Annotated in this window: 13 protein-coding genes and 1 tRNA gene; 5 read left to right on the plus strand and 9 right to left on the minus strand. The window is 48.0% G+C overall.

Annotated elements, in window-relative coordinates; all coding sequences use genetic code 11:
* The first annotated feature begins 121 nt into the window (after positions 1 to 121).
* Positions 122 to 2,191 (plus strand): glutamine--tRNA ligase, encoded by a 2,070-nt coding sequence (locus tag HMPREF9439_RS10500; protein ID WP_008811669.1) that lies wholly within the window; start codon positions 122 to 124, stop codon positions 2,189 to 2,191.
* A 47-nt stretch (positions 2,192 to 2,238) separates the two neighbouring features.
* Here the strand turns inward: HMPREF9439_RS10500 and HMPREF9439_RS10505 are convergent, their stop codons facing one another.
* The gene (locus tag HMPREF9439_RS10505) at positions 2,239 to 3,885 is read right to left on the minus strand and encodes a M20/M25/M40 family metallo-hydrolase (RefSeq protein ID WP_008864838.1); all 1,647 of its coding nucleotides are present in this window, start codon (positions 3,883 to 3,885) and stop codon (positions 2,239 to 2,241) included.
* A 97-nt stretch (positions 3,886 to 3,982) separates the two neighbouring features.
* Positions 3,983 to 4,636: a TlpA family protein disulfide reductase gene (locus HMPREF9439_RS10510; protein ID WP_008811667.1), complete on the minus strand. Its 654-nt coding sequence runs from the start codon at positions 4,634 to 4,636 to the stop codon at positions 3,983 to 3,985.
* A gap of 217 nt (positions 4,637 to 4,853) precedes the next feature.
* Here HMPREF9439_RS10510 and HMPREF9439_RS10515 point away from each other — a divergent pair, with 217 nt between their 5' ends.
* The 3 genes from HMPREF9439_RS10515 to HMPREF9439_RS10525 all read left to right on the plus strand — a co-directional run bounded on the left by HMPREF9439_RS10515 (position 4,854) and on the right by HMPREF9439_RS10525 (position 9,135).
* Complete coding sequence (locus tag HMPREF9439_RS10515; RefSeq protein WP_008811666.1) at positions 4,854 to 5,294, plus strand: DUF3597 domain-containing protein; 441 nt, start codon at positions 4,854 to 4,856, stop codon at positions 5,292 to 5,294.
* Positions 5,295 to 5,387: 93 nt separating this feature from the next.
* Positions 5,388 to 5,666 carry a hypothetical protein gene (locus HMPREF9439_RS10520; protein WP_008811665.1) on the plus strand — a complete coding sequence of 93 codons (279 nt, stop codon included), beginning with the start codon at positions 5,388 to 5,390 and terminating at the stop codon, positions 5,664 to 5,666.
* 22 nt (positions 5,667 to 5,688) lie between these two features.
* Entirely contained in the window at positions 5,689 to 9,135 is a 3,447-nt protein-coding gene (locus HMPREF9439_RS10525) for a coiled-coil domain-containing protein (RefSeq protein ID WP_008811664.1), read from the plus strand.
* 4 nt (positions 9,136 to 9,139) lie between these two features.
* Here the strand turns inward: HMPREF9439_RS10525 and HMPREF9439_RS10530 are convergent, their stop codons facing one another.
* The 7 genes from HMPREF9439_RS10530 to HMPREF9439_RS10560 form a co-directional block, all read right to left on the minus strand.
* The gene (locus HMPREF9439_RS10530) at positions 9,140 to 9,772 is read right to left on the minus strand and encodes a YigZ family protein (protein ID WP_008811663.1); all 633 of its coding nucleotides are present in this window, start codon (positions 9,770 to 9,772) and stop codon (positions 9,140 to 9,142) included.
* Positions 9,773 to 9,792: 20 nt separating this feature from the next.
* The gene (locus HMPREF9439_RS10535) at positions 9,793 to 10,728 is read right to left on the minus strand and encodes a M14 family metallopeptidase (RefSeq protein ID WP_008811662.1); all 936 of its coding nucleotides are present in this window, start codon (positions 10,726 to 10,728) and stop codon (positions 9,793 to 9,795) included.
* Positions 10,725 to 11,669, minus strand: coding sequence for a M14 family metallopeptidase (locus HMPREF9439_RS10540; RefSeq protein ID WP_008811661.1), 945 nt, complete (start codon positions 11,667 to 11,669; stop codon positions 10,725 to 10,727). The genes HMPREF9439_RS10535 and HMPREF9439_RS10540 overlap by 4 nt, the downstream gene beginning before the upstream one ends.
* A gap of 2 nt (positions 11,670 to 11,671) precedes the next feature.
* On the minus strand, positions 11,672 to 12,442 hold the full coding sequence (locus tag HMPREF9439_RS10545; RefSeq protein ID WP_008811660.1) for a transglutaminase family protein: 771 nt from the start codon (positions 12,440 to 12,442) through the stop codon (positions 11,672 to 11,674).
* A gap of 12 nt (positions 12,443 to 12,454) precedes the next feature.
* Positions 12,455 to 13,132, minus strand: coding sequence for an alpha-E domain-containing protein (locus tag HMPREF9439_RS10550; protein WP_008811659.1), 678 nt, complete (start codon positions 13,130 to 13,132; stop codon positions 12,455 to 12,457).
* Positions 13,114 to 14,430 carry a circularly permuted type 2 ATP-grasp protein gene (locus HMPREF9439_RS10555; RefSeq protein ID WP_008811658.1) on the minus strand — a complete coding sequence of 439 codons (1,317 nt, stop codon included), beginning with the start codon at positions 14,428 to 14,430 and terminating at the stop codon, positions 13,114 to 13,116. The genes HMPREF9439_RS10550 and HMPREF9439_RS10555 overlap by 19 nt, the downstream gene beginning before the upstream one ends.
* 261 nt (positions 14,431 to 14,691) lie before the next feature.
* Complete coding sequence (locus HMPREF9439_RS10560; RefSeq protein ID WP_008864840.1) at positions 14,692 to 14,898, minus strand: AbrB/MazE/SpoVT family DNA-binding domain-containing protein; 207 nt, start codon at positions 14,896 to 14,898, stop codon at positions 14,692 to 14,694.
* A gap of 250 nt (positions 14,899 to 15,148) precedes the next feature.
* On the opposite strand from HMPREF9439_RS10560, the gene HMPREF9439_RS10565 reads away from it, so the two are divergent.
* Positions 15,149 to 15,233, plus strand: a tRNA-Leu gene (locus HMPREF9439_RS10565).
* The last annotated feature ends 687 nt before the right edge of the window (positions 15,234 to 15,920 follow it).

Genomic DNA, 15,920 nt, shown 5'->3' on the forward strand with positions numbered 1-15,920 from the left:
TCTTCCTTCGATGTTTCTTCTCTTCTTCTTGATCTAACGCATGCTGAGAACCTCGTATTTTCGGCGCAAATAAACACAGAAAGGTAGAATAGAAAAATTAGTTCTCTTTTTTACTACAGCGATGACCGAAAACAAAGAAAAGGCTCAGAGCAGCCACATCACTAATTTTCTTCGCAACATTATTAACGAAGACTTGAAACAAGGGGTAAACGATCCCAGACATTGGTGTGGACATCCCGGCACTTACACGGAGCAGATGGAAGGACCGATCGATGAGGCAAAAGTTCGGCTTCGTTTTCCTCCTGAGCCTAACGGTTACCTCCACATCGGTCACGCTAAAAGTATCTGCCTGAATTTCGGTCTAGCCAAAGACTATGCCGGACGGTGCCACATGCGTTTCGACGATACTAACCCGGTTAAAGAGGACCAGGAATACGTAGACTCCATTCTTGGCTCTGTTAACTGGCTCGGCTTCGACTGGAAGGATGCCAAAGAAACCAATTTCTACTTCGCCAGCGACTACTTCGACTATATGTACGAGATTGCCGAGCATATGATTAAAAACGGCTTGGCATACGTCGATGAACAAACGGCTGAACAGATTAAAGAAAACCGGGGCACACTTCACACACCCGGCGTCGACTCTCCGTTTCGGGATCGTCCGGCGGAAGAAAGTCTGCGCCTCTTCCGTGAAATGCGGGAAGGCAAGCATCCGGAAGGAAGCATGGTTCTCCGCTCTAAAGTTGACATGAGCTCCCGCAACATCAATCTTCGTGATCCGGCTATTTACCGTATTCGTTTTGCCGAACATCATCGTACAGGCGACAAATGGTGTATTTACCCGATGTACACGTTCGCTCACCCGCTCGAAGACGTTCTGGAAAACATTACTCATTCAATCTGCACGTTGGAATTTGAAGATCAGCGCGCTTTCTATAACTGGGCAACCGAAAGATCCGTACCCATTACCCGCGCTCCGCTCTTTGAAAAAGCAAAAGCCGTCCTGGCAGACCTCCAGAAAAAGAGCTTCGAAGAAATCAAGCCTTTTGCCGAAGCTGCTGTCAAATTCAAATGGAAACTCGGCCAGACCGAAACAGAAAGAGAACTCGCTTCTCTCTTAGCTGATATCAAGGCCAATCCCGAAAATTTGAACGATGCTTCTGCGCACGCCATCGTGAACGCCGTTGCTGCCAAACCGGAAGTTTTCACTCCGCTGCTGCAGGACGTTTTAAGCGCAACCGTTAAACCGAACTTCTTCCTGCTTCCACATCAGTACGAGTTCAATCGTCTGAATCTGACTTATGTGGTCATGAGCAAACGCAAACTGATCGCCTTGGTCAAAGAAGGCCTCGTCGATGGTTGGGACGACCCCCGCATGCCGACTCTCGTCGGTCTGCGCCGCCGCGGCTATTCTCCCGAAGCCATGCGTTTGTTCTGCGATCGCGTCGGGGTTTCTAAACAGACCGGCAGCTGGATCGACTACTCTGTTCTCGAAGGTTCTCTGAGAGATGTGCTTGATGCTGAAGCCGATCGTCGTATCGCCGTTCAGGATCCGATCAAACTCATCATTGATAACTATCCGGAAGATCAGATCGAAGAATTCGAGTCTCCCAATCACCCTCAGCATCTGGAACGCGGCTCTCGCAAGCTTTCTTTCGGAAAAGAACTTTGGATTGAAAGAAGCGACTTCGCGGAAGAACCGCCCAAAGGCTATCGCCGCCTGACACTGGCAACTGCTGACAAACCGGCAATGCCCGTTCGTCTGCGTCACGCCTACGTCGTTCAGGCCACCTCTGTAGAAAAAGATTCGGACGGCAAGATCACAGCCGTCCACGCTGAATACTTCCCGGAAACCAAGAGCGGTACCGACGGCGCCAACTCTATTAAGACCAAGGCTGCCATTCACTGGCTGAGTGTTAAAGATGCTCTTCCCGCAACGATCAGACTTTATGACCGTCTGTTCACCGTTCCGAAACCCGATGCCGGTGAAGTGGACTTCCGTGAGCTCATTAATAAGAACAGTAAGACTGTGATGCAGTCCTACGTTGAGCCTTCTCTGAAAGACGCCAAACCCGAAGACCGCTTCCAGTTCGAAAGAAACGGTTATTACGTGGCTGATCAGAAGGACTTCACTCCGGACAACCTGGTATTCAACCTTGCAGTTGCTCTGAAGGACACCTTTGGAAAATAATTAAGCACTGAATCGCCAGAGGGACGGCTGAAGCCGTCCCTTCTTTTTTAGGAAAGCTTTTGAATCGTTTCGGCCAAAAGCTTCGGCGCAATGTTCAAAGAGTAATCAAGCTCTAAACGTTCGGTGCTTCGGTGCGCATCTCGGCCTGCCGGCCCCATGTTGGCAATCGGAATGTCCAAGGCGCCCGGGAGATCGGTCGGCAAATAAAAGAGTTTCTTCCAGCCGGCCATGTTCTCGCCGACTTGTTTGGCCCCTTCTCTCATTTCTTCAAAGCCTAGGAAGGACAAATCCGTAATGCCCCCGAAAACCTCGTGCAGACGGACTGCTTCGTCTTTGCTCAAGACTTTTGCCTGCTCCGTCATCTCTTCCATCACTTTTCTAAGTTTTTGCTCATCAGGCGACTGTCGACGATTCAGCCGAGCCGGGTAGTACGGCGGCAGGAACCCGACTACAATTGTCGGCCGTGGCATCTGAGCCTGTAAAAACAGCCAGGAGCATTCTTTCAGGGCCGCCTCCCGAATGTCCAGATCTTTAGGGAGCGAGCGATAAAAATGATCTCTTTTTTCTTCGAAGGATTCGCCCGTCTTCTGGCGAGCCATCCGCTGAAGCATCCCGAAGGTAACAACATTGACCTCATCAATGTCAGGAAAGTCTGCGCCTTTATCTTGTGCAAACAGCAGTGCACGCATCAGTTTGCTTCTGGCCTGCGCGGCAGCCCGCGCCGCTGTCATTTGAGCCCAACGAAGGACATCCGCCGGTTTCTTTGCGGCGGTCAGAACATTAAAGTAAGCGGAAGCCTCTTCAGGCACAGTGACCGAATAACCGTTGCGGTGCACCTCCATACTTAAGCAGGCGGGAGGTGCTAAAAGATCCAATCCGGAACCCTCGTATAAAGCGGTGTCGGCTTCTGCCAGACAAACGATTTCACTAATTAAGAGCGCTGCGCTGAAGCCGTGAAGATAATTGCCGATGTGTGCGGATTTACCGAAGGCGTAGAAGAACGGCATAAGTTTGCCGGTGGTTCCTGTGTAATAAGGTCGCACAGCCGGTACCGTCTTGGTTTCCGCCGTCCAGAAACAAGGCTCACCGGTAAGAGCAGCGACGACTTTCAAATGTTCTTCTTCACAGATATGCAGGAATGTTCTTAACGAACCGATCATGCCGGCACTGTTGGCTTCTTCATCCGGAACCGCCCAAAAAAGAATATTGACGGCAAGAGTCGGGTCATCTGCCCACTCCTCCATGGAAGCCAAAAACAGCGCAAGGCCCGCCTTCATATCCATACTGCCGCGCCCGAACAGCCAATTGCCGCTCTCAAGATCCTTCCGAGCAGTTTCATCTAGAGGCTGTTCACGTAGTGCTTCCGTGTAACGTTCTAAATCGAAAGCCGTCTGTACTTTATCACCGCAGTTCTGCGTATCGACGACATCGAAGTGACCTGTCAGTACAACAGTTTTATCGGTAGGAACGGCGGCTCGGAGCAGTCCGAAAACCGCCTTACGCTCGAGGGGGTCCCGCTCACAGACCGGTTCAAAGACTCGCACGCGTCCGGGATGTTTTTGTGCAAGGCAAAACAGACAATGCGTAATGAAGTCCGCACAGCGGTTTTCCTCCGCGGCGCTACCGCTAACGGAAGGAATGGCACAAAGTTTTTTAGTGAGCTGAAGAATTCGGGACGACTGGGCAGTTTTCATGACAAGCACAAGGAAGTTAGTGAAGTCTTGTCATTTTAGGGCTTCAAAATACCTCTTTTCGGTCCAAAAAGTTAAAGTCAGCTTTAAGTTTACTAACCTAAAATTGACTAATTTTGAAAACAGATCCAACGGAACCGACAGGGGCAGAGGCCGGCTTTTTAGCCGCAGAAGGACCGGACGCGTATTTCTTGCCGATTTCTTTCAGGAAAGAAATAATCTGAGGATTTTCCCATGGCAGGTAACCTTCAGCGTAAGCCACTAAATTTCCGTTGCCGTCAATTATGAAATTGGTGGGGACCACAGAAACGCCCATCTTCCCGGGAATCGCCTGATTGCCGTCAATGAAGGTTTCAAAACCCGAAGCACGGATCTTGTCGAGGAATTTTTTAAGATCCACATTTTCTCCGTCAACAGCAACTCCAATAACACGGACATCAGAGTTCTTAAGGGCCTTCTGTGCTGTAATCAGTTCCGGTATCTCCGCGACGCAGGGGCGGCACCAGGTAGCCCAAACGTTTAAAACGATCACCTTTCCTTTGTAATCCGACAAATTTACGTCTGTTCCGTAAATAGTTTTGAGATCAAACTGCGGCATCTTTAGAGCGTGCTTGAGCTCTCGGAAATTCGGCATCATGCGCGGCGCCTTCAGAGGTGTTCCTGTTTCGTAAACGCGATCAAAGTCTGCGGCCTTCGGGACCGAGGAGAACAAGACGGTGCCCGCCAAGCAGGAAAGTACTAATAATTTTTTCATCTTTCGATACTTTTTCTTTATGCTGTCGAAATTTTAGAACGACCGATTCAGCGCAGATGTAACGAGTTTTTCAGGTGCGCTCATGATGGTGGCTCTCCAAACCCATCCTTTCGCAATTGAATTACAGTTTGATGATGAAAGTCTTACCGGCGCCGTTCATCCTGCGGAGAAATCGGCGCGAAAAGATTTGCCAACACCATTGATAAAGGAGTGAATTATGGGACTTTTCAATACAATTCTTCAGAAACTTGGTTTTGTGAAAGACAAGGCCGTTGAAGCTGTTGCAGGGGAAAACGCTGCTGCAGCGGAAGCACCGGTCTCTCCCGTGGAAGCCGCTGCCGTTGAAACTGTAGCTGCTGCCCCAGCTGCAGCCGAAACGCCTGCAGGATCGCCCGAAATCGTAGACGTCGCTGCTGTCTGCGAAGCTTTGGCTGCCAAGAACCCACAGAAACTCAACTGGAAAACTTCTATTGTTGACCTTATGAAGCTTCTTGGAATGGACCCATCTTTAGCTAATCGTAAAGAGCTGGCAAAAGAACTCGGCTGCCCTGAAAACCTTATCGGCGGTGACTATTCTCAGATGAACGTTTGGCTGATTAAGGCCGTTATGCAGAAGCTTGCCGAAAACGGCGGCAAAGTTCCCGAAGACTTGAAGTAACGTTTCTCATTTCTAATAAAAACGCCGCAGACAATGCGGCGTTTTTTCTTCTGTCGAGATTTGGTAAAGTGAACCTTTCGGAGTAAAAATAATATGTTCGCTTATCCCATTATCATCGCCGCCATGATCGCTTCCGGGCTGTTCATCGGCTGGATCAACTTTAGCTATCTTTGGGGCATGATCCCGGCAGTTATCGGAGGCTTCTGCGGAAGCTATTACAGCAAGTTCGGCCGAATGCTGCTTAAGCCCGGCATCGACGACTACCAGCGAGAAAAAATCCTCTCTGTGACCCGTGTTCTGACAATCATGTGGACCGTGATCTCTGCCATTTTCTTTGCGCTCGGATACGGATTAACCAAGGTTGCTTACTGATTTGTTGTTTTGATTTTTCGTTATGCAGATTCATGCTTTCGGTCTTTCCCGAGTACCGACTTTCCTCGGTCAATGGGATCTCGATTTTGACGGACGCACCGACGTTTTTTCCATTCCCCTGACGGGAGAGAAAAGTATTGCGTTATTCCTTGACGCTCTAAAGTTCGCTCTATTCGATATCTCATCCGAGAAACTTGGAAAAAATCCCGAAGTCCGCCTGGTCTTCTCCACAGAAGAGGGACGATTTGAACTTCTTCGGTCCCACGAAAACACTGAAATCCGCAAAAACGGCATGCCGTTTGACCTGCAGGCAGCGCCCTTTCCTGTCGCCATGGCTAGAATCACGCATCTTGATGCCGATAAATTAGAAGACACCCTTTTCTATGACATTCTCTCGACTTCTGAATCTTTGACCGAGAATGCGGATACTTTAGCCTCATCTTTGATCGGAAATGTCTCCGAGTCCCTCGGAAATGCAATCCTGACTCAGGGCATTGAAGTTTCTCAGCAGAAGGCCGCCTTGCTCGCCGCTTCTAAGTCTGTCATAGACGGAATTTCGGTTGTTTCTGATGAGGAAGAAGAACGCCTCAATCAGCAGCTCATTAAGGCCGGCGTCTCTCACGCCGCTCTGCAAAACGAAATTGCCCAGCTCAAAGATTCGATGGACTGGCTCATTCGCATCAATATGCTCAAGGATGAAGCCGCCCGCTTGTCTAAGCAGCTCACGGCAGTCAACGGCGACCTTTCTCGCTTTGACGTGAAAAAGAACGTTCTGGAAAAAGCGCTGAAAACAGACGCCTTAGCTCCCGACTACGATGTCCTCTCTAAGCTTCGAGTCGATGAGAAAGAAGAAGGTAAGCTGATTACGGAACTTAAAAAATCCGTCCCGATGCTTTCTGAACGCGTCCGCTCCGCCTCTCTGGCTCATGCTGAGGCAGACAAAAATTTCAAGAGCGTCCTGGAAAACTACAACGAGAAGTGTGTGACGCTGGAACGCGTTCGAGAATTAGATGAAAAAATCGAAGATTCTCAGATTCAAAGCAAGCACCTTAAAGAGGAGTTGTTCAACGAGCAAACCGCGGCTCGTCTCCTCTCTGAAGAAAACACACGATTAAAAAACGTCCTCTCCCAGCTGACCATTCGCTCACAACTTCTGAACAAGAAGATGGATGACCTTTCTATGGATAAGCTCTTGGTCGATGAGCTCGAAGAGTACAAACGTCTTCTTGATGAGATTGACGCTGAAGTCATTCGCAGCGCAGAGGCAGAAGAAACGCAGCGGGAACTGCAGAAACGGATTGAGTCCTCTCGCTCTGCTTTATTAGACGTTCAAAACGTCATTGCCGCTCTTAAAAACGAGGAGCTTGCCGTCACGGGCGAACTTTCCATGAAGGAGCGCATGCTTTCCAAGTCTTTAGGAATAGAAGGCGTCGAGACGCTGGCTGCGGAACTGGACAATCAGAATGAACGCTTAAATGCCCTAGACGCGCTTCAAGGAAGAATTGTTCTCTTGGCAGAAGGACACGACCGATTCAATCAGGTAAAAGCAGGGCTCGAGAGCACCAAGCACGCCTTGAGACTCGCGACGGTTGCTTTGAATGCGGCTCGCCAGGCCTATATCGACAAGACAGCCGTCGTCAATTCAGCTCAGCAGGCTTATTCCTTCTATCTCGAAGTACTGTCGCTGAATGAACCGCGCGAAAAGTTAGCCAACGGCAAGCCGTGTCCCTTGTGTGGCGCGATTCACCATCCCTACTCCGTCAAACTGCCGTTTGACCGTTCGTTGGAAGACAAACTCGCTAAAGCAAAAGAAGACGCTCAGCTCGCGCTCGTCGAATCGGAAAAATGCAAAGCTGAATTTGCGCAGCTTCAGCTGCAGCAGACAGAAGCCGAAAACATTCTGAATACGCTTACGACAGAACTCAATGAAGCCAAGGGCGAGATTTTGTATATCGCGAGCGAGCTCAATATTGTCGGCTTGAGAGAGAAGAAACCGATCACTTGGGCGGCTGTACTCAAGCAAAAACAAACTTCTTTAGCCAATCGTCGAGATGACCTTGAAGCACGATTAGAGAAAATTCAAGGGCTCACGGAAGCGATTGAATCGCTGAAAGAAAAGCGCGAAGATGCAGCGCTTAAAACCGCTCGTAAAAAAGAAGAACAGGCGTCTTTGGAAGAGGCTTTGAAGAACTTCGCCAACATGTCTGCCGAGCTAGAAAAGAATCAAAAAGACTCTGAACTTAATCGCGTCTCCCTGACGCGTTTGCTCGAGCGAGCCTTTGCCCGCTTCGGCCTGAAGGCCTCTAACCCGGCCATCATGAAGCAGAACCTTCCAACGCTCGAAAAACGCCGCGAACAGTGGATCAACTGGAGCGTCGAGAAAAAACAGATCGAAGAAGAAACAGCGGAGAGCGAAGAAGCCCTCCGAAATACTGTCGCGTCTCTGACTGCTCAGAAGAAGAGCGCAGAAACCTTAGAAAAGGACATCGAGGCTCTCACTGAACAGATCAAACGGTTCCAAAAAGAACGGCATGAAGCAATTGCCAGCCAGACACCGGAAGAAGTAATTGCCGCGATTGAAACAGAAAAGGCCAATGCCACACGTCTTGCCGAAGAAGCTAAATTAAGTCTTGCTTCCAAAGAGGAAGCCTTGCTTTCTACGCAGAACAAAATTAATACTCTCGAAGCACATCGCAGCGAAACCATTAAATCCATTGAATCGCTTTCGGACGCTTTCAACCAAAAACTTCAAAAGGCCGGTTTCCCGAACGAGTCCAGCTTCCTTTCTTCTCAGATCTCGACTGCACAGAAAGATGACCTCATGCGTCAAAACGATGAACTGCTCGAAAGGTATCGTGTCGTAAATTCGCAGTACGAAGAAAAACAGCAGGCATTAAACAGTCTTCAGGAGAAGAACCTGACGACGCGCACTCGTGAACAGCTCGAAGAAGAACTCTTAGAAAAATCCGATCTCTTCCACACAGCCACTGCTCAGCTCACAGGCCTACGTGAGAAGATGGCAAAAAATGCGAATAACAAAAATCGCCGAAAACGGGAAGAAGCAGAATTCCAAAAGCTGCAGACCTCGCTTGAGCGATGGGAATCTCTCTGCGCCAATGCTGAGGAACCGGGGGGAATTGCGCGTTTAGGTTTGTCGCTTGCAGTCGCCTACGGCTCTTCAGACATTGATGCCTTCATCCCCGGCGCCAAGATCAAACTCCGTGATGAAGGTGTGAAATTATTTGCACCCGAGCTCTCGGACGCTTCAGGTCTTGCGGGCATGAAGACAATTTCTGCCGATCAGCGTTTCTTCGTGGCACTTTCTCTGCTCTTGGGAAGAAGCGAATTGTTTGCCCGTCGAAGCAAACCTGAGTTTGTCATTCTTAAGCAAAATCAGAATGAAGCTTTCCCAAGCCAGACGTTTACAGGTTTAGAGAGCTTAAATTTAACAATCGGCGTAGCGAGATAAGCCGTTACTCTTCGACGAATTCAATGAGAAGAGCTCCGCGCGTGAGCTCTTCCAATTCTTTAGCAAAAGTCTCAGCGAGATCCTCGGGGATTTCGACATCAAAATCCGCACCCATATCAAAATTCTTTTCTAGAATTCGACCGTTTACGGCTTCGATCTTGCGCAGAACCTGATTCACAAATCGATGTTCAACGCTGAATTTGATGCGTTTCGTTTTGGTACGAACTCGCGTGGGCACTCCCTCTAACGCCATTTTGACGGAAGACTGATAGGCTTTAACTAGTCCTCCCGTACCGAGCAAAATTCCGCCGAAGTAACGAGTCACAACAACGGTCACTTCTCCAATGCCGCTGTGCGTAACAGCCGTCAGCATGGGGCGTCCGGCGGTTCCGTGAGGCTCGCCGTCATCGCTTGCGCCGATACGATCGGTAGATCCGGCGGCTCCGGCACAATAAGCCCAGCAATTGTGCCGGGCATCTTCAAATTCGGCTTTAATTTGTTCGATGAAAGCTTTTGCTTCTTCGACACCGGGAGTGTGTCCGACAGAAGCGATAAAGCGGCTGCGCTTTATCGTCTGTTCGACACGAAAAACCTCTCCCGGACGCAGGTCCGGAATGTTGTAGCTGACATCTGCCATCCGGGGACTCTCTTTATGTGTTACTTGTGAAGCTTGTTCACTATTTTAAAGAGAGTTTCGTTTTCCATGACAAGGGGAGAATCTTTGGCAAAAAACACAATGCCGTCTTCGGGTGCTTCGGTCTGGGCGACGGTCACGCCGGTAAGCGGATCAATGATGTCCGCAAGAACTTGTCCGCGTTCAACGGAATCAAAGGATTTCACGTGCGGAATGTAAAGACCGGAAGCAGTTGAACGCAGCGACACCAGCTCTTCTTCTATAAGAACGGTCGATTCATAGCCGCCGTAAACGTTGTAATTTAAAACGTTCATTCGGCTTAAGAAGCGGCAAACCGCCGCAATCGCCATGTCCGCACCCTTCTTATCGATCTTCTCGGTAGAACGGCTGTAAAGAGAAAAGGCTTTTGTATCCCACACCTGCCAGTTGAAGTTTAAGGTTGTGGTATCAAAGGGAACGGGTTTGCGAAGAACGACAAAAGGCATTCCGAAAAGCTGAGCCAAGCCAGTGTCCTCATAATCCGTCTTCATCATGCGCACATGAGAGACGAAGTCTCCGGGCATATAAAAAGAGGAAAACTGCACGCCGAAGCGGTAGCCCTGAATCTTTTCAAAAATACCGGCAGCTATTCGCTGAGTAGTCTCACCTTTGTTGTATCCGGGATACATTCGATTGATATCGGAGTTATCCATCGCCCAGAAGCGCTTACCGACATTAACGGAGTACGGATTGGCACACGGAATCACCGTCACACCGTGACGGCGGATAAACCGCCCTTCTTCCTCAAAGCGCTTTAATGTTCGAACCATTTGGCCGGCAATATAGAGCTGCTGAATTTCATTGCCGCGCATATTGCCGATAATGCACATGGTCTTTTCAGGGCCGCCGAAGTGATAACTTTTTACTTCAAAGTCTTCGCGGTAGGCCGACTCCATTCTGAAAATAACTTCTTCTTTCATCGACGTTCTTCCTGAAGAATTCGGGCAATCAGAGACCCCTTATTTACGATAGGATATTCACGAAGCGTGAAGAGCAAACCATCGACTTCGGAGACGCATTCCTGACGAACCTCACCTGAAAGCGCATCTACAATTCGGCCAAAAATCTCGCCTCGTCTAACGTTATCGCTGTGGCGAACCGTCGGGACAAACACACCCGGCTCTTCAGCATTCACAAAACTCACGGAGCGATCTAAGGAAACGATCGGCTGTTTAACAGGCTGGACGGGGCCGTCCCACATACCGAGATTCTGCATAAGATTCAGAATTCCGTTCACAAGCCGTTGACAATAATCCTGAGTAATTCTCATGCCGACGCCCGCCTCTACGACAAGAGTTTTAACGCCGATGGAATTTAAGCTGTAAGCCAACGTTGATTCGAGCACAGTAGAAGCTTGATGCACCCAAACAAAATCGACATCGAGCATGCTCGCGTATTTAACGAGTTTATCTGCCGTATTGATATTGACGCGAACCTGGGGAATCTCGCGCAGGAAGATATTGCTGGCGTGAATATCAATCGCCATTTCTGCGCCTTTGAATTCCTGAATCAATTTGCTTGCAACCCACTCCGTCGCCGCTCCGTCGGTACGTCCCGGGAAAATCCGGTTCATATCCAAATCAAAACCGGGAAATCCTCGCTGGATCGTATCGATGCCCATCGGGTTCAATGCCGGATAGACATCCAACACCCCTTTAAGGTGCTCACTCTTTTCACGAACGACTTTATTAAGCAAATAACAAATGTACTGTCCTTCAAGCTCATCGCCGTGAATTCCGGAAACGACGCAAAGTCTTTTAAGGCCTTCTGCTGACGCAACGTTATCAGGCAAGTGGCGGTTCTTGCGAATCACCAAAGACTCGCCGACCGGCATCTTTACTTTTATGACGTCTTCAATCATTCTCAAATTTCAACCAACTTACACTTTGCCGACATACTTTGATCCGCTGCGCCCATAAAGACGCCTCTTTCTAAAGCGCAAAAACTAAAGTCTGGTCCTTGTGAAATCTTGACGTAATTATCGTCACAGAATCTCTGATGCGTAGGATCCACTCCGATCCATGTTTCACCGTCAAAAACTTCTACCCAAGCATGAGAAGCACCTTCACCGGTGGTCAGTCCAGCAACGTAGCGACAAATAACGTTCTGAGCTCGTAAGAAAGCAAGAAGAATGTGCGCAAAATCCTGACAAACTCCGGCGCCGAGCTCCCACGCTTCATGGGCCGCAGTTACTGTTGTCGTAACGCCTTTTTGATAGCGGAAGTCTGTACCAATTTTTGTTAGCCAGTATTCAGCAAGGGCGATGGGTGCGCCTTCAACTTTATTGGCTTCAAAATAATCTTTGAGCGTGCCGGTCAGCGTCGTAAGCTGAGTCGGATATCGATAGTAGGCAGCCGCACCGAAACTGCTGCGCTGCGAGGAATCGACCAATACTTCTCCTGTCGAGCAAAAAGAAAAGAAGGTATGTTTATTCTCGATGCTGCCCAGGAAAACTTTATTGCCTTGTCCGTCAAAGGTTTCTGACAGCCGGCAGCCCGGCTGACAGGTTAAAGAGATGCGCATCGGCTCCTGTCCCGGCTCCGAGAGCGGGACAGAGCGAAGCACAAATGTGTGATTCGAAACGGGTTCGGAAAACAACAGATCCGCCCTAAGCGAATACAAAAATTTTTTCATTGTATCGAGTTTTTAATTATTCAAGAGCTTCTGAACTGTTTCCAAAGCCACCAGCCGGGTCTCCGGATCATCATCAGCTAACTGGGCAAAATTTTTCAGAACACGCATTTTTTGACCGCTGTAGGCAATCTTTGCGCCCTGTAATCTGCGATCCAGTTTACCGATCGTCACGCCGATTGTTTCCCAGCTTTCTCCCAATCTCAGCTGCATGTCCAGGCGCTCAAGGTAACGGCCGGCTTTAACGAGACAGCGTTCTTGACCTGAAGAGAGATATTCGTCAATACTGCCCCAGAAAGCCAACAAGCGATCGATGACTTCAAAAGAACACAGAGCTCCGGAACCTTCTGCCTTCGCATCTTCCATCGCATCAAGTGCCAGCTGAATATAAGCCAAAGAGCGAGTCGAGATGGTATTCCGCAGCAAAATTCCGTCGTCGTAGGCTCGAGAAAGATTGCTGTACACCGAATCAGGGTTGAGCTCGTCGAAGAAGTAACTCGTCATAAAGTCAGACGCATCTTCGTAAACATCAGGAATGTTTAAAGCGGCACAAAATTCTTTATAAGCCGTCTCATCTGTATCAATCAGAACATCATAGAGGCCTTCGAGATAATTCAGCGTACGGTAGACACGTTCAACGTAGCGGCCGAGCCAAAATAAGTTTTCGCCTTTTTCTATCGAGATAAAATCCATGTGTCTTTAAAGCCTCCGCCTTGAGAAGAGTTAACGACGAACGAATCCGGCTTGCGGGAAAAACGAGTAAGACCGCTGTGCCAAACTTTCGTTCCGTTGGTTGAACTAATGACAAATGCACGAAGATCGCATTTGCGCTCTACGACCGTTCCGTCTTCGAGAACCGGCAGGTCAATAAAGTCGATCACTTCCTGAAGAATAAAGCGACGTGATTCAGTCTGAATTCTTACTTTCCAGGCTTCAAGCTCTTCTTGGTTTAAATCTTTACCAAAGAGAACTCCGTAACCGCCTGCTTCGGCAACATCTTTAATAACTAAGCGTTCGATGTTCGCCAGACAGTACTCTCTGTCTTCTTCGTAGAAAGGCAGATAAGTCGGTGCGTTTTTGAGGATCGGTTCTTCGCCCAGATAGTAACGAATCATCTTGGGAACGAAGTAATAAATACCCTTGTCGTCGGCAACGCCATTTCCGGGAGCATTGATAATCGCGAGGTTCCCTGCCCGATAGGCATTCATAATGCCCGGAACGCCGATGAGTGATTCAGGTTTAAAGGTCAAAGGATCAAGATAGTCGTCGGAGATTCGGCGATAGAGAGCGCCGACCGACTGTGGAGAACCCGATCTGCTCTTGAAATAGAGCTTATTGTCTTGTACGAACAAGTCATTGTGCATAACCAGAGGACATCCGGTCATCTCAGCCAAATAAGCATGCTCGAAGAAAGCAGCGTTGTACCTTCCCGGTGTCATGATGACGCAGCGGCCGCCGGGATTCACGCTTTCCATTGCTTCTCTTAAAAGGAGTCCGTAATCATCGTTGCGATCGACCGAGTTATTTTTAAATGTCTCCGGCGAAGCACGGCGAGCGAGTTTTCTGGCAATTAAAGGATAGGAAGCGCCTGAAGGAATGCGTAGGTTGTCTTCAAGAACGTACCAAGTTCCGTCTTTAGCTTGGACGAGGTCAATGCCTGAAATATGAGAGTAAATTCCGTTCGGCGGAACAAAGTTGTCACACGCCGGCAGGAAGCCGCTTGACGAAAAAGCGAAGTCTTCCGGAATCACGCCGTCAGCGACAATTCGCTTTTCCGTGTAGATGTCTCTCAAGAAGGCGTTGAGCGCATCGACACGCTGAATCAAGCCGGCTTCAATTTCAGCGAACTCATCCGCAGGAATAATTCGAGGAAGCGAATCGTAGGGAAACAGCTGCTCATGAAACTCGCCGTTTTTATAGATACCGAACTTCACGCCAAAGCGCGCAAGAAGCCCGTTTATAGCGGCGGTATTGGATATCAGAGAATCCATTATTTCTCCGTAAATTTCTGAGGTTGTTAGATATTCTTCAAAAATTATATGAGAGAGGAGAAGGCCGACACCCTTTAATTTGCAGAAATTTCAGTTGGAAGGAAATGAGGAAGGGTAATTACCAAGGAGGATTGTATTAATCCACATCTAACTTGAGGACAGATCTAATCTAAAAACGCCAAACCGGCTGTTGAAGTGTTCACATCAATGCAACCGGCTTTTTAAACAAAAATGATTTCAAGTTGCTTTGTGTAGAAAGTGTTAGGCGGCTTCTTTATCTTTAGCTTTTTTCAGATTGTTTATTGCATAGGCAGCGCTGTTAACGATTTTTACTTCGCCGTTTTCTACGATAAACGTCACATTAGAGCGATGACCGTTTTCGATGCCTAAAATTTTCAAAATATGCTTCGGCAGAGTGACCTGTCCGTCGACCCAAACGATCGAATCAGAAGAGAAATTCGCAGACATATTGATCCTCCTTTAATTTTCACCTGGCCGACAGAACATTTTGTTAATCCTTTGACCTAGGAAAATCACTAATTCCCTCAAATTTCTTACCTATGATTTTACCTGTTTTATGTGATTATTTAGATGTAAACCCTAATCTGAGTAAAAAAACGAACTCGTTTCTACGAAGAGAAGAAACAATTGATATCGAAGACTTGAAGAAAGAAAAAAGCAGCTTTTTGAAATTTATATTAGAATGCGACTTCTTGGCGGCCCGATGGTGAAATTGGTAGACACAAGGGACTTAAAATCCCTCGGCGCAAGCTGTACCGGTTCAAGTCCGGTTCGGGCCACCAAATCACCCTCTTCTCCTCATCATAATTTTCTTCCCTCACAATATTTGTTGGGGTCGCTCAACCGTTTGGTTCATCACAAGAATCATTGAACGTTGTTGGTCTATGCATTTTCCTGAAACTTTTGGGAAATGCGAACCATCTACAGCTCCCTGCACCATTTCAGAAAGACCACAGTCCAAACCTTTTTCCTAGCGAATTTAGGGGATTCTTCTCACTTTCCCAACAAAACCGTTACAACAGACAAAAATAAAACCTAATTTTCGAAACATTCGAAAATCTTCGGAAAGTAAGGCTAACGCGATAAAAAAGGAATTGCTTTGAAACCAAAGTAAATTCCTTCTAATGGCTTAACTGAATCTATGTCGGTTCGGTCAACACAAAAAGCCTCGAATAGAGGCTCCTTGTTAATCCGGATAAGGCCAAGAGGCCTCAGTAGCCGGATCTAATATTTAATCAAATTGATTTCAGCTCGCCCTAAGGCGATTTCGTTGTTGAAAGAATGTAACTAGATATTGCCACAACTATCAAAAACAGTCAAGCAATCACCCCAAATTTTCGAAAATAATGGCACTTTTTGTGCAGATCGACCATTTTCGAAAAACAGACCAGAAACCAACTGTCAAAAATCGTTTATTTTCAATCAGTTGGTTTCGGAGCTTCAATCGTACATTCTTTCAATAACAACTG

It is taken from the genome of Parasutterella excrementihominis YIT 11859 (genome assembly GCF_000205025.1).
GTDB lineage: Bacteria > Pseudomonadota > Gammaproteobacteria > Burkholderiales > Burkholderiaceae_F > Parasutterella > Parasutterella excrementihominis.

Bases quoted from the DNA above. Each gene is read 5' to 3' on its own strand.
- HMPREF9439_RS10540 (WP_008811661.1), bottom strand. From the start codon at position 11,669: ATGATTGAAGACGTCATAAAAGTAAAGATGCCGGTCGGCGAGTCTTTG.
- HMPREF9439_RS10500 (WP_008811669.1), top strand. From the start codon at position 122: ATGACCGAAAACAAAGAAAAGGCTCAGAGCAGCCACATCACTAATTTT.
- HMPREF9439_RS10535 (WP_008811662.1), bottom strand. From the start codon at position 10,728: ATGAAAGAAGAAGTTATTTTCAGAATGGAGTCGGCCTACCGCGAAGAC.
- HMPREF9439_RS10510 (WP_008811667.1), bottom strand. From the start codon at position 4,636: ATGAAAAAATTATTAGTACTTTCCTGCTTGGCGGGCACCGTCTTGTTC.
- HMPREF9439_RS10525 (WP_008811664.1), top strand. From the start codon at position 5,689: ATGCAGATTCATGCTTTCGGTCTTTCCCGAGTACCGACTTTCCTCGGT.
- HMPREF9439_RS10555 (WP_008811658.1), bottom strand. From the start codon at position 14,430: ATGGATTCTCTGATATCCAATACCGCCGCTATAAACGGGCTTCTTGCG.
- HMPREF9439_RS10560 (WP_008864840.1), bottom strand. From the start codon at position 14,898: ATGTCTGCGAATTTCTCTTCTGATTCGATCGTTTGGGTCGACGGACAG.
- HMPREF9439_RS10550 (WP_008811659.1), bottom strand. From the start codon at position 13,132: ATGGATTTTATCTCGATAGAAAAAGGCGAAAACTTATTTTGGCTCGGC.
- HMPREF9439_RS10545 (WP_008811660.1), bottom strand. From the start codon at position 12,442: ATGAAAAAATTTTTGTATTCGCTTAGGGCGGATCTGTTGTTTTCCGAA.
- HMPREF9439_RS10520 (WP_008811665.1), top strand. From the start codon at position 5,388: ATGTTCGCTTATCCCATTATCATCGCCGCCATGATCGCTTCCGGGCTG.
- HMPREF9439_RS10515 (WP_008811666.1), top strand. From the start codon at position 4,854: ATGGGACTTTTCAATACAATTCTTCAGAAACTTGGTTTTGTGAAAGAC.
- HMPREF9439_RS10530 (WP_008811663.1), bottom strand. From the start codon at position 9,772: ATGGCAGATGTCAGCTACAACATTCCGGACCTGCGTCCGGGAGAGGTT.
- HMPREF9439_RS10505 (WP_008864838.1), bottom strand. From the start codon at position 3,885: ATGAAAACTGCCCAGTCGTCCCGAATTCTTCAGCTCACTAAAAAACTT.